We start from the raw sequence: 24,612 nt of genomic DNA on the forward strand, positions 1-24,612 counted from the left end.
GGATGACACCCAGGACTCCTCCCAGGCATATCGCCTGCATCATGGACGGCAACGGCCGCTGGGCACAGCACCGCGGACTGGAGCGCACCCACGGCCACATGGCCGCCAGGGCTTCCTTCGAGGCGATCCTGGACAGCGCGCTGGAGGAGAAGGTCGAGTGGTTGACACTGTTCACCTTCTCCACGGAGAACTGGTCACGCCCGGAGGAAGAGGTCAGCTTCCTGGTGCGCTTCCTCGCCCAGCATGTGATCGGCCGGGAGGCCCAGCGCATGCACAAGCGCGGGGTACGGCTGCGGCTGCTGGGCGGTGAGGACCCCCGCCTGCCCGCAGAGGCGGTCAACAGGCTGCGCGAAGCCGAGGAGCTCACCCGCGACAACACCACCCTCCAGCTGAGCCTGGCGTTCAACTACGGAGGCCGCCAGGACCTGTGCGAGGCCGCACGCTCCCTGGCCGCCCGGGAGGTCCCGGCCGAGCAGATCACCACCGAGGTCCTCGCCCGGCACATGCAGCTGCCCGAACTCCCCGATGTGGACCTGCTGCTGCGCACCGGGGGCGAGTACCGGCTGTCGAACTTCCTGCTGTGGCACTGCGCCTACGCCGAACTCGTCTTCCTCGACGTGCTGTGGCCCGACTTCCGCGCCTCGCACTTCCGGCACGCCATGGAGCTCTTCCACCAGCGCCGGCGCCGCTTCGGCAATCTGGGGGCGACGGACGCGGTCGACGCGTACGACCAGGTCGGCGGGGCCGGGACAGCCGACACGGCCGGCGTCGCCGACGCCGTGGCGGTCGGCGGCCGCGCCTCCGCGCCCGGCCCGACGGCCCTGCTCGGACTGCCCACGGCCATCGCCGCCCAGCTGGGGACCACCCTGCGGGACGGGCTGAGGGAGACGGCCCGGTTCGCCCTGCACCAGCTCACCACCGAATCGCCGAAGCCCGAACGTGCGAGCCGGCTGTCGTGACCGCGCCCGGTCCGCCGCTGCTGCGTCGGCTACTGACCCGGGCCACGCCCTGGCAGCGCACACTGCACCTGGCCGGAATCCCCCACGGCCGACTGCGCGGCGACTACACCGCGGCAGCACATGTGGTGGCCCGCCGGTACCCCGGCGCCTATCCCCCCACTCGCCTCCTGGTCCCACCGGCCTGGCAGCCCCACCTGTTCACCGTGGCAGCCCTGGGCATCCACGCCGACTGCCTGGCGGATGTGCCGGTGCACAAGTGCGACCCGGCGGCCTTCCACGCCTGGGCGGAGCAGGTCCGGCGGGGGCTGGCCACCGGAAGCGCCGAACGGCCTTTCCTGCGGGCCTTTCTGCACACGGTGCACGTGCGCCCCCTCGATCCTGCCGACGTCCACGACTGTCTGGCGGGGCAGGCCTGCCGACTGGGGCTGACGGGTTACGCGACCGAGCAGGATCACCACGACAACGTCGACCGCAGCAACATGCCGGTCGCCCGCCTGCTGCTCGCCGCCTGCCGCGTCCCGCGCCACCCGCGCAACGAGACCGCGTCGAGACTGGCCCTCGACGCCGCGCAGCGCTGGGACGATCTCGCCGACCTGGCCGACGACCTGCGAGACGGCTTCCTCCCCCTCCCCGAGACCGAGCTGCGGCGCTTCGATGTCACCCGCGCCGATCTGGAGGCCGGCCGTGACACCCCCGCCGTCCGAGCCCTCCTCACCCACGCCTGCGGCAAGGCCCGCGCCGCCTTCGAGGCCGCCCGTGCCGCCCTGGACGACGCCGACCCGGAAGTCCAATTCCTCTACCGTCCGCTTCTGATGTGCCTCTTCCAGGGCATGAAGGGCGTCGAACGGCAGGGCGCCGGCCTGCTCCGCCCCGGCACCCTCTGGCACTTCCACCTCTCGCCCACCGAGCTGATCGGTGACACCCTGCGCACCTTCCACCACCGCCTCCGCCTCACCTGACCGGGGCAGCGCGAAGGTGCACCAGCACGCGGCGCGATACGCCGCGCGCCCCCGCGGCGAGTGGAACGGGGCGGCCCGACAGGCCGACCCCCGGATCAGGGAACCCCGGATACGACTCGGGGAACCTGGGGGCAGGAAGTGCCCGGAGCCGGACTTGAACCGGCACGGCCCTTAAAGGCCAACGAGGTTTAAGCTCGTCGTGTCTGCATTCCACCATCCGGGCACCGGCTCCTGGACCGCGTCGTACGCCCTTGGGCGCAGACGGCCCTTCCCAGGGCACGGGACGAGCCTATCCAGGGTCATCCCCCGAACAGCGGATCGACGGACCGATGTTGTCTTATTTTATTGGCAACTGACGGGCCATCAGTGTCACATGCGCCACTTCGCAGCGGTCTCCCCCGTGCGCCCTGCTCGCCAGAAATGACGGAAAGTCGCCGTTCAGTCACCCACGCTCACGTCCCAAGTCCACCAGCGTCATATGCCAGCGGTGTGTGCGGGCCACGGCTCCTCTGCTGCCCCTCCTCCGTCTCAGGGTCCGCCGTCATACCCAAGGATGACCGTCGGGCCGACAGCTACCTCCGAAGACTGTCCCGGAAACAAGAGTCGGGGCTGATCCCGGAAGGCGGATCCGACGAAACGATGGAGGCACAGGGAAAGTTCCGATCCGCACCCGACCGACATCCGACAGGAGCACCGCGCCGTGACGACCAGCACCCGCCAGCACCACTCCGCGGGCGGCCCGTACCCCGGAGCCACCGCAGACCGTTCGAGCACCGGCGTCGCCGCGGCGCGGGCCACGGACCTGTCCAAGGTCTACGGCCAGGGGGAGACCCAGGTCGTGGCCCTGGACCGGATATCGGTGGAGTTCCGGCAGGCCGAGTTCACCGCCATCATGGGCCCCTCGGGCTCCGGCAAGTCCACGCTGATGCACTGCATGGCGGGCCTCGACTCCATCTCCAGCGGCAGCGCCCGCATCGGCGACACCGAACTGACCTCGCTCAAGGACAAGAAGCTGACCCAGCTGCGGCGCGACCGCATCGGCTTCATCTTCCAGGCGTTCAACCTGCTGCCCACGCTCAACGCGTTGGAGAACATCACGCTGCCGATGGACATCGCGGGCCGCAAGCCGGACAAGGCGTGGCTGGACCGCGTCATCCAGACCGTCGGCCTCGCCGACCGGCTCAAGCACCGGCCCAACCAGCTCTCCGGCGGCCAGCAGCAGCGCGTCGCCGTCGCCCGTGCCCTCGCCTCCAGGCCGGAGATCATCTTCGGGGACGAGCCCACCGGCAACCTCGACTCCCGTGCGGGCGCCGAAGTCCTCGGCTTCCTGCGCAACTCCGTCCGCGAACTGGGGCAGACGGTGGTCATGGTCACCCACGACCCGGTGGCCGCCGCCTACGCGGACCGGGTCGTCTTCCTCGCGGACGGCCGCATCGTCGACGACCTGACCGGCCCGACAGCCGACAGCGTGCTGGAGCGGATGAAGTCCTTCGACGCCAAGGCCCGGACGAGCTGAGCCACCCGCTCCCCGCGCCGCGCCTCCTCCACGCCCGCCCAGCTGCTTTCTCGTAGAAGGACCCTCCAGGACTTCCTCATGCTCCGAACCGCCTTGCGCAACGTCTTCGCGCACAAGGCCAGACTGCTGATGACCATGCTCGCCGTGCTGCTCGGCGTGGCCTTCGTCTCCGGCACCCTGGTCTTCACCTCGACCATCTCCGACGCGTTCCACAAGGGCTCCGAAAAGGGCTACGCGAACGTCGACATCTCCATACGCCAGGACGGCGGCGACGCGCCCGAGGGCCGGGACTCCGTCTCGCCGTTGAGCCAGCGCACCCTCGACCGGGCCGAGGAGCTGCCCGGCGCCAAGTCCGCCACCGGCGTCGTCTCCGGCTTCGCCGCCCTCTCCGACAAGGACGGCAAGCTCGTCGGCGACGGCTTCTCCACCGAGGGCGCCAACTACTACGCCGGGCGGGACGGCAAGGGCTCCGACCCGCGCTACCCGATGAAGGACGGTGCGGCCCCGCGTGCGCCCGGCGAGATCGCGCTGGACGCCAAGACCGCGGAGCGCACCGGCTACCAGGTCGGTGACACCGTCCGGATGTCGGTGAACGGCCCGGTGCGTACGGAGAAGGTCACGGGCATCTTCACCACCGACGACGGCAATGTCGCCGCGGGCGGCACCCTCGTCCTGTTCGACAACGCCACGGCCCAGCGGCTGTTCGCCAAGCCCGGCGAGTACACCGAGATCCAGGTCAAGGCCGAGCCCGGCGTCTCCCAGGCCGCGCTCAAGGCGCGGGCCGAGAAGATCCTGCCCGCCGACTCCGAGGCCGTCACCGGCAAGACGCTGGCCGACGAGGAGTCCAAGGCCATCGAGACCAGCATGTCCAGCATGCAGACCAGTCTGCTGGCCTTCGCGGGGATCGCGCTGTTCGTCGGCATCTTCATCATCGCCAACACCTTCACCATGCTGGTCGCCCAGCGCACCAAGGAGCTGGCGCTGCTGCGCGCGGTGGGTGCCAGCCGCCGCCAGGTCACCCGATCGGTGCTGATCGAGGCGCTGGCCGTCGGTGCCGTCGCGGGGCTGGCCGGGATGGCGGCCGGTGTCGGCATCGGAGCCGGACTGCGCGCCCTGGTCGGCACCATGGGCACCATGCCCGACGGGCCGCTGGTGGTCGAACCGTCCACGGTCGTCATCTCGCTGCTGGTCGGCGTCGTCATCACCGTGCTGGCGGCCTGGCTGCCCGCGCGGCGTGCGGCCAGGATCCCCCCGGTCGCGGCGATGGGCAGCGTCCACGCCCCCGCGACGACCCGTTCGCTGATCGTCCGCAACACCATCGGCGCGCTGCTGTCCGCCGCGGGTGCGGTGCTGGTGCTGATGGCGACCAGGATGGACGACGGCGGCAAGGCGCCCATGGGCGCGGGCGCCGCGCTGCTGCTGGTCGGCGTCTTCGTCCTCACCCCGCTGCTGTCCCGCCCGCTGATCGCGGCGGCCGCGCCGGTACTGCGGCTGTTCAACGTCAGCGGCAAGCTCGCCCGGCAGAACGCGGTACGCAATCCGCGCCGCACGGCGGCCACCGCCTCCGCGCTGATGGTCGGGCTGACACTGATCACCGGGCTGACGGTCATCGCCAGTGGCGTGCAGAAGGCCGTCGACAAGATGGCGTCCGAGTCGCTGAAGGCCGACTACACGGTCTCGATGGCCAACTTCACCCCCCTCTCGCCCGAGGTGGAGAAGAAGCTGGCCGGGTCCGACGAGGTCACCGCCACCTCGCCGCTGCGCAACGCGTCGGCCGAGATCGACGGCGACACCGAATACCTGACCGGCGTCAACGGCTCCACCATCGCCCAGCTCACCTCGCTGGACTTCACCAAGGGCGGCTGGTCCGGCATCGCCGGCGGCAAGCAGGTCGTCGTGGACACCGACACGGCCAAGCAGTACGGCTGGAAGCCCGGCTCAAGCTTCCAGGTGACCTACGACGACGGTGAGAAGGGCCGGCTGTCGGTCGCGGGGCTCTACAAGGGCAACGAGATGATCAAGGGGATCATCGTCGACAACAAGGCCATCACCCCGCACCTGGAGAAGGTCGCGGACATGCAGGTCCTCGCCAAGACCAAGGACGGCGCGACCGAGCAGGTCAAAAAGTCCCTGGAGAAGCAGCTGGGCAACAACCCGGCGGTCCTCGTGCAGGACAAGAAGGACATCTCCGAGGACATCGCGAAGATGATCAACATCCTGCTGAACATGCTGTACGGGCTGCTCGCGATGGCCGTGATCGTCGCCGTGCTCGGTGTGATCAACACCCTGGCCATGTCGGTCTTCGAACGCGGCCAGGAGATCGGGATGCTGCGCGCCATCGGTCTCGACCGGCGCGGGATCAAGCGGATGGTGCGGCTGGAGTCGCTGGTCATCTCGCTGTTCGGCGGGGTGCTCGGCATCGGCCTCGGCATCTTCTTCGGCTGGGCCGCCGGTGAGCTGATCGGCAGCTCGCTGGACACCTACACGCTCGTCCTGCCCTGGGGGCGGCTGGGTATCTTCCTCGCCCTCGCCGCGCTGGTGGGCGTACTCGCCGCCCTGTGGCCCGCACGGCGTGCGGCCCGACTCAACATGCTGGCCGCCATCAAGACGGAGTGACCCGGCAGGGGCCCGCCCCCTCCGTGTGCTCCCCCGCCCGCCCATCCGCCCCCGAAGGGGTGGGTGGGCGGGCGCGCTGGCTCCAGGGGCGGGACCGGCCGAGGCACCGAGGCGTCCGCCGTCAGTCCCGTGCGGCGGGGTCCGCCGTCGCGTCCGCCGTCCAGCGGCGGGTGCGCAGCGGAAGCCCCGAGCCGCCGGACTCGGGGGTCTTGACGGCCAGCACCTGGTTGACACCGATCCGGTTGCGCTCGAAGGCCAGCGCCGAGGCGGCCATGTAGAGGCGCCAGACCCGCGCGCGGCCCGGCGTGGTGAGCCGCGCGGCCCGCGCGAAGTCCGCCTCCAGATTGCGTACCCAGGCGCGCAGCGTCAGCGCGTAGTGCTCGCGCAGCGACTCGACGTCCCGCACCTCGAAGCCCGCCCGCTCCAGCAGCCCCACGGTGCGCCCGATCGGGGCGAGCTCTCCGTCGGGGAAGACATAGGCGTCGATGAACGGGTCGACCTCGTAGGCCTCTTCGTCCTCCAGCGGCCGACGCGCGATCTGGTGGTTGAGCAGCCGCCCGCCCGGCTTCAGGAGGGCGTAGAGGTCGTCGGCGTACTCGCGGTAGCGGGCCGCGCCCACATGTTCGGCCATACCGACGGAGGAGATGGCGTCGTAGGGCCCGCCCGTCGCATCGCCCCTGTGCGAGGCACTTCGCCCCGTCTCTTCCCTCGCGAGCTCGCGGTAGTCCTGGACGCGGATCTCCACGCGGTCGGCCAGCCCCTCCTCGGCGATCCGCTTGCGGCCGTAGGCGGCCTGTTCGCGGGAGAGGGTGACGGCGACGGCGCGTACGCCGTAGTTGCGGGCGGCGTGCAGGACGAGGGAGCCCCAGCCGCCGCCGACGTCCAGCAGCCGCTGGCCCTCGCGCAGTGCGAGCTTGCGGCAGATCAGGTCGAGCTTGTCGCGCTGGGCCTCTTCCAGGGTGCCGTCGGGGCGCCAGTAGGCGCAGGAGTAGACCATGCTGGGGCCCAGCACCAGTTCGTAGAAGTCGTTGCCGACGTCGTAGTGGTGGCTGATGACCTTGCGGTCGCGGCCGAGGGTGTGCCGCAGCCCGGTGCGGCGGCTGGCCTCCTCGGCGGGCGGCGGGGGCGGCAGTCCGGGGCCGGCCAGCCGCAGCAGCTCGGCTGCGGCCCGGCGGCTCGCCGGATCGCGGGCGAGGGAGAGCGCGCCGCGTGCCCAACCCGGGCCGAACGAGGGGGCGCTGTCGGCCTTCTCACCGGCCTCGGACGCGGCTTCGGACCTGGCGGCGGCTACGGACCCGGGGCCGGAGCCGGGCTGCTCGTCCCGCTCCCAGATCAGTCCGGCCATCAGGTCCAGCGCCCGGTAGAGATCGCCCTCCACGTCCAGCTCCCCGGCGACCCAGGCCCGCGCCAGCCCCAGCTCACCCGGCCGCCACAGCACACGGCGCAGGGCCCGTCGGCTGCGTACGACCAGTACGGGGGCCGAGTGCGGTCCCGCCTCGCTGTGGTCCCAGGCCCGCACCCGGACCGGGACGGGGGTTCCCAGCAGCTGCTCCGCGAGCGCGACGATCCGTTGTGCGGCACCGGCCATTGAGCACACCTCCGTGTCAGGAAGGGGTGGATTCCCCGTACACGTAACGCGGGCGGGGGTGGGTGTATGCCCACTGTGCCCAACGGACCGGTGATTCCGGTACGGCGGAAACGACGAGAGGGGCGTGAGCCCCACGGATGGCTCACGCCCCTCTCGGACGTGCACGGCGCACTCCCCGGCCCTCAGCCGGAGGCCCTGCCGACCCCGCCGAGCTGCCGCGGGTCGGCGGGTGACGGGTCAGGAGGAGGCGGTCGCCTTCTCCCCCTTGCCGTCCACCGGGCTGTCGGCCCGGCTGTCGGCGGTCGCCTTGCTGTTGTCGGCGGGCGCGGACGCCGTCGACTTGCCGAGCGCGGCCGCCGTCACCGGCGCCGCCGCCTCGTAGAACTCGCCGCGCGGGTGCTCCATGGCGCCCAGCGAGACGACCTCGCGCTTGAGGAACATGCCGAGCGTCCAGTCGGCAAAGACCCGGATCTTGCGGTTCCAGGTGGGGACGGCCATGCCGTGGTACGCGCGGTGGAAGTACCAGGCGAGGCGACCGCGCAGCTTGATCCTGGTCTTGCCGAAGACGATCATCGCGACGCCCTTGTGCAGGCCGAGGCCGGCGACGGCGCCCTTGTTGGCGTGCTTGTACTTGCCCTGCGGGAAGCCGCGCATGCCGGAGATGACGTTGTCCCCGAGCACCTTGGCCTGGCGCAGCGCGTGCTGCGCGTTGGGCGGGCAGAACGCGCCCTCCTTGTCGGAGGCCAGGTCCGGAACCTGCGCGTTGTCACCGGCGGCCCAGGCGTAGTCCATGCCCTTGACCTGCATGGCGGCGTCCACGTCCACATGGCCCTTGGGGCCGAGCGGCAGGCCGAAGCGGGAGAGCACCGGATTGGGCTTGACGCCCGCGGTCCACACGATGGTGCTGGAGTCGACCTCCAGCCCGTTCTTGAGCACGACATGGCCGTCCACGCAGGACTCCATGGAGGTGTTCAGATAGACCTCGACGCCGCGCTTCTTGAGGTGCTCCAGGCCCCACTCGCCGAGCTTGGGGCCCACCTCGGGAAGGATCCCGGGGGCCGCGTCGACGAGGACGAACCGCATGTCCTCACGCTTGACGTTGGGGTAGTACTTGGCGGCGTCCCGGGCCATGTCCTCGACCTCGCCGATGGTCTCCGCACCGGCGAAGCCGCCACCGATGAAGACGAAGGTGAGGGCCTTGCGGCGGGCCTCCTCGTCCTGTGTGGAGTCCGCCTTGTCGAGCTGCTCGAGGACGTGGTTGCGCAGGCCGATCGCCTCTTCCACGCCCTTCATGCCGATGCCGTTCTCGGCGAGACCGGGCACGGGGAAGGTGCGCGAGACGGCGCCCATCGCGATGACCAGGTAGTCGAAGGGCAGCTCGTACGCGTCGCCGACCAGCGGCGAGACGTTGGCGACCTTGCGGTCCTGGTCGATCGAGGTGACGCGGCCGGTGAGGACCTCCGCCTTGGGGAGCACGCGTCGCAGGGGGACCACGACGTGGCGGGGGGAGATGCTGCCGGCAGCAGCTTCGGGGAGGAAGGGCTGGTACGTCATGTACGACCGCGGGTCGACGACCGTTACGGTCGCCTCGCCGTAGCGCATCTTCTTCAGGATGCGCCGCGCTGCGTACAGACCGACGTACCCGCCACCCACTACGAGGATTCGGGGACGCTCCGTGGTGCTCATGAAATCGAGTATCCACCCACCGGTGGGGGGCACTTCGTGAGGGCCTTCACAAGCATGGGCGCACCCTCTGCTACACTGCGCCGCCCCGTGATCGAGCCCACATCCGTTCTGTGCGGCAGACGGGGAACCAGCGGGCGGCGTCAGCCGTTGGGACACCTTTTGAGCTGCAGGTATCGGCGGTGTGGCGAGTAGACCGCACGAGGACGGCCGAGTCGTTGCCGTCCGACCGGCCGGACGGCGGAGGGCCGAGGCGACGAGGGCACATCCGGAACCCTGCGTTCCAACCCGGAAACCGGGGCTCACCGGGCACTTTCCCATGTGAAACATTTCACGTAACTGGTGTGCCGGTACGCTTTTCAAGCCCTTGTGAGGCCTCGCCTACACCTATCAGCAGAGAGACACCCCGCTCAAGTGAGAGTCGCAGGCCCCCTGCGGCCCGGCACCGGAGCCAACCGCACGCGGGGTTGACGGGACTCTACCCGCCGGTAACACTGCCCGGATGGCGATCTCCAAGGGCACGGGACCGGGCAGCGCGGCCACGAGCGCGGGCCCCAAGGCCGACAGCCCCGGCGGCGAGGCGACGACCCTCGCCGCGTTCGCCGCGCTGGCCGCCGCCGACCTGTACGCCACAGCGAAGTCCCCGCGGGGCCCGGCACGCGCGGCCAAGCCCCTGCTGATGCCGGCCCTCGCGGCGTACGCCCGCCGCAGCACGCGGCCCGGCCGCCCTCCCGCCGCGCTGCTCGCCGGGCTCGCCTGCGCCACCGCCGGCGACACCGCCCTGCTCTGGGACCGCCACCACCGCGCGCTGCTGACCGGCATGGCCGCCTTCCTCGGCACCCAGCTCAGCTACACCGCGGGTATGACCGCGCGGCTCGGCGCCGTACGCGGGCTGCGTGCCCGCCCCAAGCGCGCCGTCGCGGCCTTCGCCGCGTGGGGGGCCGTCAACGCGGTGCTCGCACCCACGCTGGAGCGCCGGCTGCGGCTGCCGGTGGCCGGCTACAGCCTCGCGCTCGCGGCCATGGGTGCCGCGGCGCTCGGGGTGGGCGGCAAGGTCGCCACCGGTGCGGTGTCCTTCATCGCCTCCGACGCGCTGATCGGCCTCCAGGCCGCCGGGCACGAGTTCCCCTCCCAGGAGGTGCTGATCATGGCGGGGTATCTGCTCGGCCAGTACCTCATCACGGCAGGCTGGCTGGAGCGCGCACCGTCCTGAGCGCCCGCCGTCGCCGACGCATACCGTCGTAGACGTGCACCACCCGAACGACTCCGACTCCGCCGCCACCTCCCCGCCCGCCCCGGGCTCCGCCTCCGCGCCGCCCATGCCGCCGCTGTTCGACTGGCGGTTCGCGGCGGACCCGTATCCCGCGTACGCCTGGCTGCGCGAGCACGCACCAGTACGCAAGACGCAGCTGCCCAGCGGGGTGGAGGCGTGGCTGGTCACCCGGTACGCCGACGCGCGGCAGGCCCTCGCCGACCCGCGGCTGAGCAAGAACCCGCACCACCACGGGGAGCAGAGCGCACACGGCAAGGGCAAGGTCGGCATCCCGGGCGAGCGCAGCGCGAACCTGATGACGCATCTGCTCAACATCGACCCGCCCGACCACACCCGGCTGCGCCGTCTGGTCTCCAAGGCGTTCACCCCGCGCCGGGTCGCCGCCTTCGCGCCCCGGGTGCGGGAGCTCGCGGACGGCCTCATCGACTCCTTCGCGGCGCGCGGCGAGGCCGACCTGATCCACGAGTACGCCTTTCCGCTGCCGATCTACGCCATCTGCGAGATGCTCGGCGTACCGCGCGAGGACCAGGAGGACTTCCGCACCTGGGCGGGCATGATGATCCATCAGCCCGGCAGCCCGCGCGGCGGTGTCGGCCGCGCGGTCAAGCGGATGCGCGGCTATCTCGCCGAGTTGATCCACCGCAAGCGCGCCGAACTGGCCCGCGCCGACGGCCGTGCCGAGGCGGCCCGCGCCGAGGGCGGGGACGCGCTGTTGTCGGGCGACCTGATCTCGGGCCTCATCCGCGCCTCCGACCACGGTGAGCACCTGACCGAGAACGAGGCCGCCGCGATGGCGTTCATCCTGCTGTTCGCCGGGTTCGAGACGACCGTCAACCTGATCGGGAACGGTATGTACGCGCTGCTGCGCCACCCCGAGCAGCGGGCCGTGCTCCAGCAGGCCGTCGCCGAGGGCGACGAGGTGCTGCTCGCCGGTGCCGTGGAGGAACTGCTGCGCTACGACGGCCCCGTCGAGCTGGCGACCTGGCGCTTCGCCACCCGCGAGCTGACCGTCGGCGGACAGCGGGTGCGGGAGGGCGAACCGGTGCTGGTCGTCTTGGCGGCGGCCGACCGCGACCCCGCCAAGTTCACGGACCCCGACGCCTTGGACCTGACCCGGCGGGAGAACCAGCACCTCGGCTACGGACACGGTATCCACTACTGCCTGGGCGCGCCGCTCGCCCGGCTGGAGGGACAGACGGCGCTGGCCACACTGCTGCACCGGCTTCCCGATCTGCGGCTGTCCGCCGATCCGGAGGAGTTGCGCTGGCGCGGCGGACTGATCATGCGCGGGCTGCGGAGGCTGCCGGTGGAGTTCACCGCCGCCGACGGCCGTGACCGGCGTACGTGAGGACGATGTGACGACGCATCACTTATGTGACCGTGGCGTGATGTGGACGACATTGGCTTGTGACTGTCGGCGTTCGCAGCTACGTTCGGTCACCGACTTCGGTCATCGACCGTTGTCACCGACTTCGGTCGTCCGCCCGCTTGTCTCCCACGAGAGGTCAACCATGCGCTCCGGGAACGGTCGGCATCGCCGCCCCCGCCAGGCCCCCGCTCTCTTCGTCACCGCCGGGGTCACAGGTGCCGGGATCGCGATTCCGCTGCTCGGCGCCACCGGCGCCCAGGCTGCCGACGCCGGCACCTGGGACCGCGTCGCGGACTGCGAAAGCGGCGGCGCCTGGAGCGCCAACGACTCGAACGGGTACTACGGCGGACTCCAGCTGGACCTGGACACCTGGAAGTACTACGGCGGGACGATCTACGCCGAGCGGCCGGATCTGGCCAGCCGCAGCCAGCAGATAGCCGTCGGCGAGAAGATCCTGGAGGCCGAGGGCCCCCGGGCGTTCCCGCAGTGCGGGGACGACCTGGAGCTGCCCGGGGTGGACCCCGACGCCGAGCAGGACGCGAAGCCGGAGGCGACGCCGACTCCTCCCGGGACGCCGTCCCGGACCCCCTCGCCGTCCCCGTCCGAGGAGAGCGACGAGGCCGACGGGCCCGGCGGAAGCGGCAAGTCGCGGCAGGACGGCGAGTCGGACGAGCCCGGGAAGGGCGAGAAGACCGAAAAGCCCGGCAAGGGCTCTCCGGAGGCGAAGCCGTCGCCGGACGCCGAGCCGAGCGACGACGCGAGCCAGGCGCCGTCGGACCAGCCCTCAGACACACCCGGGGACGGGGCCTCGAAGTCGCCGCAGCCGCCGTCGGGTGACGGCGGGTCCGACGACGACACCTCCGACTCCGGGTCGTCCGGCTGGTCGGACCTGGGGCCTTCGAGCCCGGACCGGCTCAAGTCCCCCTCCGAGCGGGCCGAGAAGCCGGAGGAGGCCGAGAAGCCCACCGGGTCCGGCAAGGGCAAGCACCGCGGGCGCCCCGCCGACGACGAGCGCGACGAGGACCGCGCCTCGCGCGACGAGGACCGCGACCGGGCCGGAGGCGGCGGCAAGCACCGGATCACCGTCCAGCCCGGCGATCCGGGAGAGGGAGTCGCCGCCGAGCACGACGTCGAGGGCGGCTGGGTCGCGCTCTACGAGCGGAACCGCGAAGTGATCGGCGACGACCCGGACCTCCTCCGCCCGGGCCGGCACCTCACGCTCTGACCTCCGCCCTCGCGCCGTCGGCGGTGCGGGACGAGGGCCCCGGGACGGGACACCCGGGGAGGAAACGGGACAGCCGCGCGGGTGGGCTGGGTGGGACGGTTAGGCTCGGGGCTGAGAAAGTCGTCCCAGACGAAGGAGAAACTTCGTGCCGTCCATCGACGGCGTCGTAGCCCGCGAGATCCTCGACTCGCGAGGCAACCCCACCGTCGAGGTCGAGGTCGGCCTCGACGACGGCAGCACCGGCCGTGCTGCCGTCCCGTCCGGCGCCTCGACCGGCGCCTTCGAGGCGCTCGAACTGCGCGACGGTGACACCGCGCGCTACAAGGGGAAGGGCGTCGAGAAGGCCGTCCTCGCCGTCATCGAGCAGATCGGCCCGGAGCTGGTCGGCTACGACGCCACCGAGCAGCGCCTGATCGACCAGGCGATGTTCGACCTGGACGCCACGGCCGACAAGTCCTCGCTGGGCGCCAACGCCATCCTCGGCGTCTCGCTCGCCGTCGCGCACGCCGCTTCCGAGGCGTCCGACCTGCCGCTGTTCCGCTACCTGGGCGGCCCGAACGCGCACCAGCTGCCGGTGCCGATGATGAACATCCTCAACGGCGGCTCGCACGCGGACTCGAACGTCGACATCCAGGAGTTCATGATCGCGCCGATCGGCGCGGAGTCGTTCTCCGAGGCGCTGCGCTGGGGCGCGGAGGTCTACCACGCGCTCAAGGGCGTGCTCAAGGAGCGCGGTCTGGCCACCGGGCTGGGCGACGAGGGCGGGTTCGCACCGAACCTGGGCTCGAACCGGGAGGCCCTCGACCTGATCATCGAGGCCATCCAGAAGGCCGGCTACAACGCCGGCCAGGACATCGCGCTGGCGCTGGACGTGGCCGCCTCCGAGTTCTACGAGGAGGGCGCCTACGCGTTCGAGGGCCAGAAGCGCTCGGCCGCCGAGATGACCGAGTACTACGAGCAGCTCGTCGCCGACTACCCGCTGGTCTCCATCGAGGACCCGCTGTTCGAGGACGACTGGGCGGGCTGGAAGACCATCACCGACAAGCTGGGCGACAAGGTCCAGCTGGTGGGCGACGACCTGTTCGTCACCAACCCGGAGCGGCTGGCCCGCGGTATCGAGGAGGGCGCCGCCAACGCGCTGCTGGTCAAGGTCAACCAGATCGGCTCGCTGACCGAGACGCTGGACGCGGTGGAGCTGGCGCAGCGCAACGGCTTCAAGTGCATGATGTCGCACCGCTCGGGCGAGACCGAGGACGTGACGATCGCCGACCTGGCCGTCGCGGTCAACTGCGGTCAGATCAAGTCCGGTGCCCCGGCCCGTTCCGAGCGCGTGGCCAAGTACAACCAGCTGCTGCGTATCGAGGAGATCCTGGACGACGCTGCTGTCTACGCCGGTCGTTCGGCCTTCCCGCGCTACAAGCGCTGAGCAGTCGGCCGGCTGACGGTGCCGTACCCGCCTCGGGACCGAGGGGGTACGGCACCGCAGGTATCACCCGCAGGGGAGAGGTATGGGAGCGGACCGGGACCGTTTCTCCACCGCGACGCGCCTGCGCGCCCTCAGCGCCCAGGCCGCCGAGCGGGTGTACCGGGCGCAGGGCAGAACGGTACGCACCCCGCGCAAGGGGCGGCTCACCGGACGTGCCGCGCTGCTCGCCCTGGTGCTGTGCTCCCTCGTCGTGGCGCTCGCCTACCCGACGCGGCAGTACGTCACCCAGCGCTCCGAGATCGCCGACCAGCGCGAGCAGGCCGAGCACGCGCGGGCCGCGGTCGAACGGCTGCGGGAGCAGCGGGCGCGCTGGCAGGACCCCGCGTATGTGGAGCAGCAGGCCCGGAAGCACCTGCACTTCGTACGGCCCGGCGAGACCGGCTACATCATGCGGGACGGCACGGCTGACGTCCGCCGCCCCCGCCCCCACGGGCCCGCCGACCGGGCCTGGTACCAGAACCTGTGGGACGGTGTGGACAGCGCGGACCGGGCCGAATAGGCCCCCGGCCACCCTCCCCCGACGAGACGAAGCGAAGCGACGAGCACCTCACCCATGGACACCCCACCGCCCCGGACCGAGCCGACGCCGCCCACCGACGCGGACATCGCGGCCTTCAATGAGCAGCTCGGCCGCCCGCCGCGCGGGCTGCGCGCCATCGCCCACCGATGCCCCTGCGGGCTGCCCGACGTGGTGGAGACGGCGCCCCGGCTGGAGGACGGCACGCCGTTCCCCACCACCTACTACCTCACCTGCCCCCGCGCCGCCTCCGCCATCGGAACGCTGGAGGCGAACGGCGTGATGAAGGAGATGACGGCCCGGCTGGGCGAGGACCCGGAGCTGGCCGACGCCTACCGGGCCGCGCACGAGGACTATCTGGCGCGCCGTGACGCCATCGAGGAGCTGGTCGGCTTCCCCAGCGCGGGCGGCATGCCCGACCGCGTCAAATGCCTGCACGTGCTGGTCGCGCACTCGCTGGTCGCCGGCCCCGGCGTCAATCCGCTGGGCGACGAGGCACTGGCGATGCTGCCCGAGTGGTGGCGCAAGGGCCCGTGCGTGACGGTCCCCCAGAAGACGGCGGAGGGCCGGGCATGACGACGAGCCGGGTGGCCGCGATCGACTGCGGCACCAACTCCATCCGCCTGCTGGTGGCGGATCTCACTGTGTCCGACAGCGCCCCCGGCGCTCGGGCTGTGTTCGACAGCGCCTCCGGCGCGGGGGGAACGGGTGCGCTGACGGAGCTGGACCGCCGGATGGAGATCGTCCGGCTGGGGCAGGGCGTGGACCGCACCGGGCGGCTGGCGCCCGAGGCGCTGGAGCGGACGTTCGCGGCGTGCCGCCGGTACGCCGAGGTCATCGCCTCCTTCGGGGTACCGCCCGAGCGCACCCGCTTCGTCGCCACCTCCGCGTCCCGGGACGCGGAGAACCGGGAGGAGTTCGTCAGCGGCGTGCTGGACATCCTCGGCGTGGAGCCCGAGGTGATCACCGGCGACCAGGAGGCGGACTTCTCCTTCACCGGCGCCACCAAGGAACTGGCCACCGGCACCTTCGCACCGCCCTACCTGGTGGTGGACATCGGCGGCGGCTCCACGGAGTTCGTACTGGGCACCGAGGGCGTCGAGGCGGCCCGCAGCGTCGACATCGGCTGCGTGCGGCTGACCGAGCGCCATCTGACCGTGGACGGAGCGCTCACCGAGACCCCGACCGAGGCGCAGGTGGACGCGATCCGCGCCGACGTGTCGGCCGCACTGGACGAGGTGGCCCGCACCGTGCCGCTGGAGCGGGCCCGCACCCTGGTGGGCCTTGCGGGCACGGTCACCACCCTGGGCGGCATCGCCCTGGACCTGGACGCCTACGACTCGTCCCGCATCCACCACACCCGCATCTCCCGGTCCCGGGTCCGCGAGCTCACCGACCGGCTGCTGACCGCGACACACGACGAGCGCGCCGCCATCCCGGTCATGCACCCGGGCCGCGTCGACGTCATCAACGCGGGCGCCCTGGTGCTGCTGACCATCATGGAGCGGATCGGCGCCGAGGAGGTCGTGGTCAGCGAACACGACATCCTCGACGGCATCGGCTTCAAGGTGGCGGCGGACGCGGCGGGCTGAGGCGGTCTCAGGCGCGGTCCCGCGGCTCCGTCCGCGGTTCCGCTCGCTGCTCCCGCTGCTGGATCAGGTCGCGGTACTCGCGGGCGGCGGCGCGCAGCGCCGCTTCCGGGTCGACGCCCTCCCGCTCGGCCTGGGCGGCCAGCGCCAGCAGCGCGTAGCCCACTCCCTCGCCGGGGGACTCCGGCGAGGGGGCGGGGATACCGGCCGTACGGGCGCGGCCGGCGAGCTTCGCGGCGAGGGAGAGCGCCGGCTGGCCCAGCGGGATGCCCTCGGTCACCGAGGACCGGTCGCTCTTCTCCAGGGCCTTACGGCGCTGCCAGTGCGTCTCGACCTCGGCCGCGGTCTCGGCGACGTCGTCACCGAAGACGTGCGGGTGACGGTGCACCAGCTTCTCCACCAGGGTGCCGGCCACATCGTCGATGCCGAACGGCTCGGCGGGGTCGTCCTGGGCGATACGGGCGTGGAAGACGACCTGGAGCAGTACATCGCCGAGTTCCTCGCGCAGTTCGGCGCGGTCGCCGCGTTCGATGGCGTCGATGAGTTCGTAGACCTCCTCGACGCCGTACTTGAGCAGGTCCTCGTGGGTGCGCAGCGCGCTCCACGGGCACTCGCGGCGGATCCGGTCCATCACCTGCACGGCGTCCAGCAGCCGGGCGCCGGGCAGGTCGTAGGAGCCGGGCAGCAGTTCCAGGTCCGGCATGGCCACCCGTCCCGAGCCCGCCAGCCGGGCGAGACCGTCGGTGAGCGCGGGCTCGCCCTCGGCGGTGGCGAGCACGACGACCGACCGGCCGCCGCTTTGAGCGCACTCCTCCACCAGCGCCCGCGCGTCCAGCTCGACGCCTGCCTCCGCCTTGACGCCCGCGTCCCGCACATAGGGCAGCTGCGGATGCGCCGGGTCCGCGCACACCACCCGATCGGCGGTGCGCAGCGCTTCCCAGGCGGGCCAGGACAACAGTCCGGGCGCCACCCGGTGGGTGGTGGTGAGCAGGACGACACGGCCGGTCTCGGGGATCTCGTTCACCCTACGAACCTAACCCGGACGGCCCTGGAAACGACGAGTGCTCCCAGGGCACCCGGCTGGCCGGCGGCCCGGCGGCGTGTGCCGGCCGGCTACATCTGCCGGCCGCGCTCCGCCGCCTCGCCGGTCACATCGCGCAGCCACGGGGTCTTCGCCCCGGTGAGGGTGGAGCGGTCCGCGTCCCAGCTGCCGTAGCGCGGGTTCACATCGATGTTCATGCGCTTGGAGACCTTGGACAGCTCCGCGGTCAGCTGCTGGTTGCCGTTCGGCGACATCGGGTCGATGCCCTTGGCCGCGGCGATCTTCTCGACGAGCAGCTGCATGCGGATGCGGTTGTCGATCTCGTCGGGCGCGACGCTCTGCTGCCGCAGCAGCGCCGCCTCCAGCCGCTTGCTGCCGCCCGCCTGCTGCTCCAGCTGCGAGCGGACCCGCTGGACCTCGCGGCGGCTGACGCCCACTCCCGCGTCCTCGGCCGCCTGTTCGACGATGCGCTCGCGGATCATCCCGTCGAGCGTCGCCCGGGTCAGCTTGCCGCTCTGCTTGATCATCTGCTCGCCCTGCGGGGCGTCCCGCTGCGCATCCCGCACGGCGCCGACCCGGGACTGGAGCTGCGCCATGCTGATCCGGTCGCCCTTCACCAGCGCTGCCGCGCCCGGGTGCGCGTCGTTGCCGCACGCGGTGAGCAGCGGTACCGCGGCAACCAGTGCCGCGACGGCGGAAAGGGTGAGCACGGACCTGCGGTGACGGCTTTCCATGGGGCCTCCCGGCGGCGGCGAGGGTCGCGCGTCCTCGCACGACCTGGCGATGATCGATGGTAGGGAGTCGAACGGGTCCATGACCACCGGTTCGACATCAAATCGACCAACGATTCGGGAGCAGTTGGGTAGCTCTCCCGTTCATCAGTACACGCGGCCGACCCCTCGGCGGTGGTCCGGGGCGCGGCGGGGCCGTCCGGTGTCGTCCGCCGGGCCGGCAGGGACCAGGAGGACCGGGTGACCCGGGGCCGATGGAGTCGTCCCGGCCGCCGACCGCACCGCGACCGTCACCCCTACGGCGCTCTTCTGGTGGCACCGGCAGGAAAAGCGGGGAGGGACGCAGGGTGCGTGAAGTCACCGACCCACTGCTGAACCTGGTGCGGCGGCACCGGGAGCCCGTGGTCGCCCAGACGGCCAGGTCGACCATCGCCGCCGTGATCAGCTACGCCGTCGCCCTGCAGCTCAGCAGTGAGGCAGCACCGCTGACCGCGCCGCTGACCGCGCTGCTGGTCACCCAGGTGACCCTCTACACGACGCTGCGCACGGGTATCCGCCGTGTCAACGCGGTCGTGGCCGGGGTGCTGGTCGCCAGCGGCTTCAGCGCCCTGGTCGGGCTGACCTGGTGGAGCCTGGGCGTGGTCATCCTCGCCGCGCTCATCACCGGTCGCTTCGTGAAGGCCGGCGAGTTCGTCCCCGAGACGGCGATCAGCGCCATGCTGGTGCTGGGTGTGACCCAGAACCAGGTGGCGCAGATGGCCTGGGACCGGGTGCTGGAGACGCTGATCGGCGCGGTGGTCGGACTCGGGTTCCAGGTGCTGTTCGTCCCACCGGTGTGGGTGCAGCCCGCCGGTGACGCGGTCATCGATCTGGCGGGCCGGATGAACCGGCTGCTGCTGGGACTCGGCGAGGACGTGTGCGGCTTCACCCCGGTCAGCCAGGCCGCCGACCGGCTGCACCAGGCACGCAAACTCGACCACGACATCGTGGAGGTCGATGTCGAACTGCGGCGCGCCGAGGACAGCCTGCGGCTCAATCCGCGCGTCCGCGAGGGCCTGCTCTCCCGCATCGTCCTGCGCACCGGGCTGGACGCCCTGGAGATCTGCGCCGTCGTGCTGCGCACCACCGCGCGGACAGTGACCGACCTGGCCAAGAAACGCTTGGACGAGCCGCTGTTCAGCGAGGAGATCGCCGACAGCATGCGGCAGCTGTACATCCATATGGCCGCCGCGGTGGAGGCCTTCGCCGTACTGATCACCACACCGGTCAGCGCCAGCGCGGAACAGGCCGAGGACCGGCTGGTGCGGGAGCTGGAGGCCAGCCGCGCCAGCCGGGACACCGTCGCCTTCCAGCTCCTCGACAAGGTCCGCGAGCACCCCCGGCAGTGGCAGCTCCATGGCGCGCTGCTCGCCGAGGCCGACCGCCTCCTCGACGAGCTGGACGTGGAGAAGCGCTCCCAGCGCCTGTGGGAGGAGCTGGACCGCCAGTCCCGCGAGCAGCGCGAGCGCAACCCGGTCCTGCGCCGCATCCGCCAGATCCGCAGCCGCGAACGCTCCCACCAGCGCGAGCAGGAGGAGGAGCGCGAGCTGGAGTGGGAGGAGGAGCGCTGAGTGGCTGCCCCCACCGGGTGGCCACCGAACGGCCACCGAACGACGACCGGGTGCGGTGGTCTGCCACCGGGTGCGGTGCTCCGACCCGCCCTGGCGGTCAGAACGAGCCGGGCGGGACGTGGGAGGAGGGCGGCGCCAGATGGTGGCGGCAGAGGGCTTCGTCCTGGAGGAGCTGGGCCACCGAGGGATCGTGGAGACCGCGTTCGCGGATCAGGTCGCGCAGCAGGGCGGCCAGCTCGGGCAGTGCCTGGGCGTACTGGCCGGTGTCCACCAGGACGGTGGCGTACTGCTTGCGCAGGGTCCGCACGATGGGCGAGGTCTCGCCGTAGGTGGTGACGGCCACCGGCAGAGCACGGCCGAGGAGGGCGGCCACCTCCGCGTACCGGCCCGCACCCAGCAGTCTGCGGATGTCCTCCAGTACGGCGTTCAGCTCCCCCTCAGCCGCCGGTGCCGCGCCGCGCCGCGGCGGCCATGGCGCGGCGGGGGCCAGGAACGGGCGGGTGGGGTCGAGCGGCGGCCCGGGGGCGCGCTCTCCGGGGCGGGGCAGCAGCGGGGCGAGCACCGCGTACACCTCGTGCGCGTCGGCGGGCCGGCGCGCGGGGTCGCGGTCGAGCAGCCGCCGTACGAGGCCGGGCAGCGGCGCGGGGACGTCCGGGCACAGCGACTCCAGCGCGAGCGGTTCCTCGTGCAGCTTCTTGTAGAGCAGCCCGGCGGCCTCGGGGGCCTCGAACGGGGTACGGCGGGCGAGGAGTTCGTACAGCACCACGCCCAGCGCGTACAGATCGGCGGCCGGACCGACCGCGGAGCCCCCGGTGGCCTGCTCGGGCGCCATGTAGACCGGGGTGCCGACCAGTGCACCGGTACGGGTCAGCCGGGTGACGTCCGGGGCTCCGACCGAGGCGATGCCCAGATCGAGGATGACGACGCGGCCGTCCGGGCGGACCATCACATTGCCGGGCTTCAGGTCCCGGTGGACGACGCCGACGGCATGCACGGCGGCCAGCGCCGAGCACAGCTGCGCGGCGACCGCGACGGCCCACTGCCAGGGGTAGGGGTCGTGCTCGGCGAGGTGGTCGGCCAGGTCGCTGCCGTCGAGGCGCTGCATCACCAGATACAGCTCCTCGCCGTCCTGGCCCGCGTCGTAGACGGTCACCAGCCCCGGGTGGTCGAGCTGTGCGGTCACCCGGCATTCGCGGGCGAAGCGACGCCGCAGTTCCTCGGGGTCGGCGCTCTGCACGAGGGAGGCCATGCGCTCGGAGTGCGCCAGCTTCACGGCGACGGCACGGCCGCCGAGCCCCGCGTCGAGTGCGCCCCACACCTGGCCCATACCGCCCTTGCCGAGCGGTTCGGACAGCTCGTACCGGCCACCTATCAGCCGCCCGGGCCTCACGGGCGGTCCCACCGGCCGGGCTGCCGCTGCCGCGCTTGCTGGTCGTGCTCCGGCTCCCGGTCGGATTGCTGCTGCTGTTGCCGGCCGCCGGGCTGCTTCTGGCGCAGGAACTGGCCGAGCTCGTCGAGCTCGGAGGCCACCTGCCGCATCCGCGGCGACGTCACCGGAGCGGGGGCCGGAGCCGGGCCCGGGCCCGGAGCGGGGGATGGGTCCGGGGCCGGAGCCGGGTGCGCGGAGACCGTGGGGGCGTAGGGAGCGGCGCCGCCGTACGGGGGCGGCGATGCGGGCGGCGCGGTGCGGGGCGCGGGTCGGGCTGCGGGGGCGTACGGCCCGGGGGCGGGCGCCGACGTGTACGCAGGGCGCGCAGCCTGACGGGGCGCACGCGGGGCGCGGTCCCCGAGTACGGCGTGCACCACGGCGCCGCCGATCAGCAGCACGATGTACACCCCGGCGCCGAGCTGCGCATCGCCCTCCTCACCGGGCTTCGACTCCGGCACGACGAAGAGCAGCACGATGTAGAGCGCCGTCAGCACGCACGCCCCCGCGAACACCATCCAGTCGCGCGGCCGGCGGCGCAGCACCGCGAACCGCAGCGACGGCACCCAGGCCAGCAGCCCCAGCGACCAGACGGGGAACGACGCGAAGGCGATCCGCACCAACAGGGTGCGGGTGGTCCCCGGCCGGGTCCCGGCGCCGGCCGGACCGGTGGTGACCGTACCGGGCGGCGGCTGCGGTGGCGGGGACGCGGCCGGGCCGTACATCTTTCCTCCTGGGGAACAGGAACGGACAAGGCAGGAGGTGAGCGTATACAGCGGTACGGAGTTGCGGATACGTGACGGCGGAGGGAAGCAGAATCGTTGTCGACTTCGCACCGCCGACCCGCTGTAGGCCCGCGCCCTGCTGCCCCCGGCCCGCCCCGGGAACGTCGGCCGGTCCGCCCGTCAGAGCGGTGGCACCGTGCCGTCGGCGAGCCCGTCGAACATGCCCTGGACGAACTCCTCGCCCAACTCCCCCACCCGCCGCAGCGCGGTCTCGAACTCGGTGAGGCGGCGGAAGCGTTCCCCGTAGGCCCGCTGCCGCTCCAGCGGCAACCGCGGCAGCCGCAGCCTGCGCACATCGATCCGCGAGGCGCTGGAGGCGTAGCTGCTGGCTTGCCGGGTGTTGGCGGTCGAGCGCAGGAACCCGGCGACGAACCAGGCGTCCAGCGCCGCCGGGTCGGGCCGCAGCAGACACAGCGGTTTGCCCAACCGGGCCCCGCCCTCCCCTTCGGCGACCACATAGGCCGCGCCCCGGCCCTGTACGGGAATGACGACGTCGCCCGGTGCGGTGGTGACCGGCTCGGAGGTGGCGGTGTGCACCTCCAGTGCGCCGCTGCGGGCGAGTTCGCCGACGGTGGCTTCGGGGAGCGCCGTGCCACCGGCACCGGACGGTTGCTCGGCCTGGGGCGCAGCCGCGTCGGCGGCGGTCAGCTCAAGGGTGCGGCGCAGGGTGCGCTCCAGTTCCACGCGGACATCGGCGAGCGCCGCGGCGTCCGCTCCGGCGCCGCCCGGCAGCAGATGGCGCGCCGGGCTGAGGTCCACCTCGTCGTCCAGCAGGTCGATCACCGGCAGCGTGGCGCACCTCCCGGGCTGCTCGGGAACGGCCTCACCCGCGTCGTGCACCCGCCAGGCGGCCAGCACGGTCTCGGCCGTCTGCTTCCAGGACGGTGGCTCCTCGCCCTCCGCGCGGCCACCCGCCGCGTCCATCAGCAGCAGCCGGGACGCGGCGTCCGAGGCGCCGTCCGGCTTGCGCAGCACCCACAGGTGGAGCGGCAGGCTGTGCGGTGCCGCGGCACCCGGTGGCAGCGCGAGGACGGCGCGGAGCGCTCCCTTGCGCAGCAGCGCGGCGCGCACCCGACGGCCCGTCCGGCGGGCGGCGACAGCCGGCGGCAGCAGCAGTACGGCGGTGCCGCCCGGCCGCAGCCGGGCCACCGCGTGCTGCACCCAGGCCAGTTCGGACTCGGTACGGGCCGGCAGGCCGTAGGCCCAGCGCGGGTCGTAGGCCAGTTCGTCGTGGCCCCAGTTGCGTTCGTTGAACGGAGGGTGGCACAGCACGGTCGTCACCAGCGGTGCGTCGGCGGCCGGTTCGGTACGCAACGCGTCCTCGGCGCGGACGTCGACGGCGGCCGGGCCCGTCCGGCCGCCGGCGGCCCGCAGGGTGAGGCGGAGCGCGGCCAGCCTGGCGAGGAGGGGGTCGGCCTCCTGGCCGTGGAGCGCGGAGGGAGGAGTGCTGTCCCCCGAGGCGCCTGCCCCGGCCGGTGTACCGGTGGGGGCGAAGGCGGCCAGGAGCAGTTCGGCGGAGCCGCATGCCGGGTCGAGCACCGACTCGCCCGGCCCGGCGAGCCGGGCCATCAGCGCGGCGGTGGGCGCCGGAGTGAGGGTGTACTGGCGCGGGTTGGCGTCGAAGTGGTCGGCGAGCAGCTGCTCGAAGGCCGCCGCGGGCCCTGTCTCCTCGGCCATCCGGTCGAGTTCGCGCCGGGCCGCGGCGAGGGGGTCGGCGGCCGACAGCTCGTTGAGCCCCGCCAGGTGTTCGCCGGCCCGCACGAGTGCCGGGCCGTATCCCTCCGAGGCGCCCTCCAGTCGGCGGCGCACCCGTTCGCGCAGCGGCGCCTCGGCGAGCTTGCCCTGCTCGCGCAGCCAGCTTTCGACCTCGGCGAGGGAGAAGGTGGGGCTGGTCTCGGTGCCGCCGACGGGACGCGGGAAGTCGGCATGGCGCCGTCGCCAGTTGCTGACCGCGGCCCTGCCGACACCGGCGAGCCGGGCGATGGCCGCTGCCGTCACTTCCGTGCCGTCCGACACCGGATTCCTCCCGTTCGACCGCCCGCGGTGGGCCGCCCTGTGTGCTGCCCGTGAGACCGCCGTCGTGAACGTGGCGGTGCGCACGAGCATACCCATCCCGCTGCTGCCCCTCTCCGTTCACGGCGTGAATTTCCACAGCTTCACGATTCCTTGTTGACTCGGTTCACAGGCAATGTTGTTATTAGCCCATCGGTTCACGGCACGGCGAGCCGAACCGCTCAC

At 72.3% G+C, this 24,612-nt stretch carries 19 protein-coding genes and 1 tRNA gene; 12 read left to right on the forward strand and 8 right to left on the reverse strand.

The annotated features are described in order from the left end of the window. Positions 1-2 precede the first annotated feature (2 nt). Positions 3-959: a polyprenyl diphosphate synthase gene (gene uppS, locus KBY19_RS01870; RefSeq protein ID WP_210964972.1), complete on the forward strand. Its 957-nt coding sequence runs from the start codon at positions 3-5 to the stop codon at positions 957-959. Then, complete coding sequence (locus KBY19_RS01875) at positions 956-1,918, forward strand: squalene/phytoene synthase family protein (RefSeq protein ID WP_180289660.1); 963 nt, start codon at positions 956-958, stop codon at positions 1,916-1,918. Before uppS ends, KBY19_RS01875 begins: the two co-directional genes overlap by 4 nt. A 139-nt stretch (positions 1,919-2,057) precedes the next feature. On the opposite strand, the gene KBY19_RS01880 is transcribed toward KBY19_RS01875, so the two are convergent. Next, positions 2,058-2,141, reverse strand: a tRNA-Leu gene (locus KBY19_RS01880). Between the two features lie 579 nt (positions 2,142-2,720). Between KBY19_RS01880 and KBY19_RS01885 the strand changes: the two genes are divergently transcribed. Both KBY19_RS01885 and KBY19_RS01890 read left to right on the forward strand, forming a co-directional pair. Then, the gene (locus tag KBY19_RS01885) at positions 2,721-3,434 is read left to right on the forward strand and encodes an ABC transporter ATP-binding protein (protein ID WP_221506562.1); all 714 of its coding nucleotides are present in this window, start codon (positions 2,721-2,723) and stop codon (positions 3,432-3,434) included. Positions 3,435-3,512: 78 nt separating this feature from the next. Further along, positions 3,513-6,050, forward strand: coding sequence for an ABC transporter permease (locus KBY19_RS01890; RefSeq protein ID WP_210964974.1), 2,538 nt, complete (start codon positions 3,513-3,515; stop codon positions 6,048-6,050). A gap of 121 nt (positions 6,051-6,171) precedes the next feature. Here KBY19_RS01890 and KBY19_RS01895 read toward each other — a convergent pair whose 3' ends face one another. Together KBY19_RS01895 and KBY19_RS01900 are read right to left on the reverse strand one after the other, a co-directional pair. Next, on the reverse strand, positions 6,172-7,638 hold the full coding sequence (locus KBY19_RS01895) for a cyclopropane-fatty-acyl-phospholipid synthase family protein (RefSeq protein ID WP_210964975.1): 1,467 nt from the start codon (positions 7,636-7,638) through the stop codon (positions 6,172-6,174). 237 nt (positions 7,639-7,875) lie between these two features. Then, entirely contained in the window at positions 7,876-9,324 is a 1,449-nt protein-coding gene (locus tag KBY19_RS01900) for an NAD(P)/FAD-dependent oxidoreductase (RefSeq protein ID WP_099881694.1), read from the reverse strand. Between the two features lie 499 nt (positions 9,325-9,823). Here KBY19_RS01900 and KBY19_RS01905 point away from each other — a divergent pair, with 499 nt between their 5' ends. From KBY19_RS01905 to KBY19_RS01935, 7 genes are all read left to right on the forward strand, one after another. Beyond that, positions 9,824-10,534 (forward strand): lysoplasmalogenase, encoded by a 711-nt coding sequence (locus tag KBY19_RS01905; RefSeq protein ID WP_099881696.1) that lies wholly within the window; start codon positions 9,824-9,826, stop codon positions 10,532-10,534. A 106-nt stretch (positions 10,535-10,640) separates the two neighbouring features. Beyond that, positions 10,641-11,942: a cytochrome P450 gene (locus KBY19_RS01910; protein WP_185019415.1), complete on the forward strand. Its 1,302-nt coding sequence runs from the start codon at positions 10,641-10,643 to the stop codon at positions 11,940-11,942. Between the two features lie 163 nt (positions 11,943-12,105). Continuing rightward, entirely contained in the window at positions 12,106-13,188 is a 1,083-nt protein-coding gene (locus KBY19_RS01915) for a transglycosylase family protein (RefSeq protein WP_210964977.1), read from the forward strand. Between the two features lie 145 nt (positions 13,189-13,333). Further along, on the forward strand, positions 13,334-14,614 hold the full coding sequence (gene eno / locus KBY19_RS01920) for a phosphopyruvate hydratase (protein ID WP_210964979.1): 1,281 nt from the start codon (positions 13,334-13,336) through the stop codon (positions 14,612-14,614). An 82-nt stretch (positions 14,615-14,696) separates the two neighbouring features. Next, on the forward strand, positions 14,697-15,173 hold the full coding sequence (locus KBY19_RS01925; RefSeq protein WP_099881701.1) for a septum formation initiator family protein: 477 nt from the start codon (positions 14,697-14,699) through the stop codon (positions 15,171-15,173). Between the two features lie 54 nt (positions 15,174-15,227). After that, positions 15,228-15,767, forward strand: coding sequence for a DUF501 domain-containing protein (locus tag KBY19_RS01930; protein WP_099881703.1), 540 nt, complete (start codon positions 15,228-15,230; stop codon positions 15,765-15,767). Then, positions 15,764-16,783 carry a Ppx/GppA phosphatase family protein gene (locus tag KBY19_RS01935; protein WP_210964980.1) on the forward strand — a complete coding sequence of 340 codons (1,020 nt, stop codon included), beginning with the start codon at positions 15,764-15,766 and terminating at the stop codon, positions 16,781-16,783. The genes KBY19_RS01930 and KBY19_RS01935 overlap by 4 nt, the downstream gene beginning before the upstream one ends. A gap of 7 nt (positions 16,784-16,790) precedes the next feature. Here KBY19_RS01935 and KBY19_RS01940 read toward each other — a convergent pair whose 3' ends face one another. Both KBY19_RS01940 and KBY19_RS01945 read right to left on the reverse strand, forming a co-directional pair. Next, positions 16,791-17,804, reverse strand: a complete 1,014-nt coding sequence (locus KBY19_RS01940) for a nucleoside triphosphate pyrophosphohydrolase (RefSeq protein ID WP_185017087.1) — start codon at positions 17,802-17,804, stop codon at positions 16,791-16,793. 89 nt (positions 17,805-17,893) lie between these two features. Beyond that, on the reverse strand, positions 17,894-18,556 hold the full coding sequence (locus KBY19_RS01945; RefSeq protein WP_099881705.1) for a SurA N-terminal domain-containing protein: 663 nt from the start codon (positions 18,554-18,556) through the stop codon (positions 17,894-17,896). Positions 18,557-18,900: 344 nt separating this feature from the next. Between KBY19_RS01945 and KBY19_RS01950 the strand changes: the two genes are divergently transcribed. Continuing rightward, positions 18,901-20,163, forward strand: a complete 1,263-nt coding sequence (locus KBY19_RS01950; protein ID WP_099881707.1) for an FUSC family protein — start codon at positions 18,901-18,903, stop codon at positions 20,161-20,163. 97 nt (positions 20,164-20,260) lie between these two features. Here KBY19_RS01950 and KBY19_RS01955 read toward each other — a convergent pair whose 3' ends face one another. The 3 genes from KBY19_RS01955 to KBY19_RS01965 form a co-directional block, all read right to left on the reverse strand. Then, positions 20,261-21,553: a serine/threonine-protein kinase gene (locus KBY19_RS01955; protein ID WP_185017089.1), complete on the reverse strand. Its 1,293-nt coding sequence runs from the start codon at positions 21,551-21,553 to the stop codon at positions 20,261-20,263. After that, the gene (locus KBY19_RS01960; protein WP_210964982.1) at positions 21,550-22,314 is read right to left on the reverse strand and encodes a hypothetical protein; all 765 of its coding nucleotides are present in this window, start codon (positions 22,312-22,314) and stop codon (positions 21,550-21,552) included. Before KBY19_RS01960 ends, KBY19_RS01955 begins: the two co-directional genes overlap by 4 nt. A 180-nt stretch (positions 22,315-22,494) precedes the next feature. Beyond that, entirely contained in the window at positions 22,495-24,390 is a 1,896-nt protein-coding gene (locus tag KBY19_RS01965; RefSeq protein ID WP_307842609.1) for an N-6 DNA methylase, read from the reverse strand. Positions 24,391-24,612 lie beyond the last annotated feature (222 nt).

Origin of the sequence: Streptomyces sp. B15 (genome assembly GCF_018070605.1) — a bacterium.
Classification (GTDB): domain Bacteria; phylum Actinomycetota; class Actinomycetes; order Streptomycetales; family Streptomycetaceae; genus Streptomyces; species Streptomyces smyrnaeus.

Coding starts and splice junctions, on each gene's coding strand:
- KBY19_RS01890 (WP_210964974.1), top strand. CDS start 3,513: ATGCTCCGAACCGCCTTGCGCAACGTCTTCGCGCACAAGGCCAGACTG.
- uppS (WP_210964972.1), top strand. CDS start 3: ATGACACCCAGGACTCCTCCCAGGCATATCGCCTGCATCATGGACGGC.
- KBY19_RS01905 (WP_099881696.1), top strand. CDS start 9,824: ATGGCGATCTCCAAGGGCACGGGACCGGGCAGCGCGGCCACGAGCGCG.
- KBY19_RS01960 (WP_210964982.1), bottom strand. CDS start 22,314: ATGTACGGCCCGGCCGCGTCCCCGCCACCGCAGCCGCCGCCCGGTACG.
- KBY19_RS01945 (WP_099881705.1), bottom strand. CDS start 18,556: ATGGAAAGCCGTCACCGCAGGTCCGTGCTCACCCTTTCCGCCGTCGCG.
- KBY19_RS01915 (WP_210964977.1), top strand. CDS start 12,106: ATGCGCTCCGGGAACGGTCGGCATCGCCGCCCCCGCCAGGCCCCCGCT.
- KBY19_RS01900 (WP_099881694.1), bottom strand. CDS start 9,324: ATGAGCACCACGGAGCGTCCCCGAATCCTCGTAGTGGGTGGCGGGTAC.
- KBY19_RS01930 (WP_099881703.1), top strand. CDS start 15,228: ATGGACACCCCACCGCCCCGGACCGAGCCGACGCCGCCCACCGACGCG.
- KBY19_RS01925 (WP_099881701.1), top strand. CDS start 14,697: ATGGGAGCGGACCGGGACCGTTTCTCCACCGCGACGCGCCTGCGCGCC.
- KBY19_RS01935 (WP_210964980.1), top strand. CDS start 15,764: ATGACGACGAGCCGGGTGGCCGCGATCGACTGCGGCACCAACTCCATC.
- KBY19_RS01910 (WP_185019415.1), top strand. CDS start 10,641: ATGCCGCCGCTGTTCGACTGGCGGTTCGCGGCGGACCCGTATCCCGCG.
- KBY19_RS01895 (WP_210964975.1), bottom strand. CDS start 7,638: ATGGCCGGTGCCGCACAACGGATCGTCGCGCTCGCGGAGCAGCTGCTG.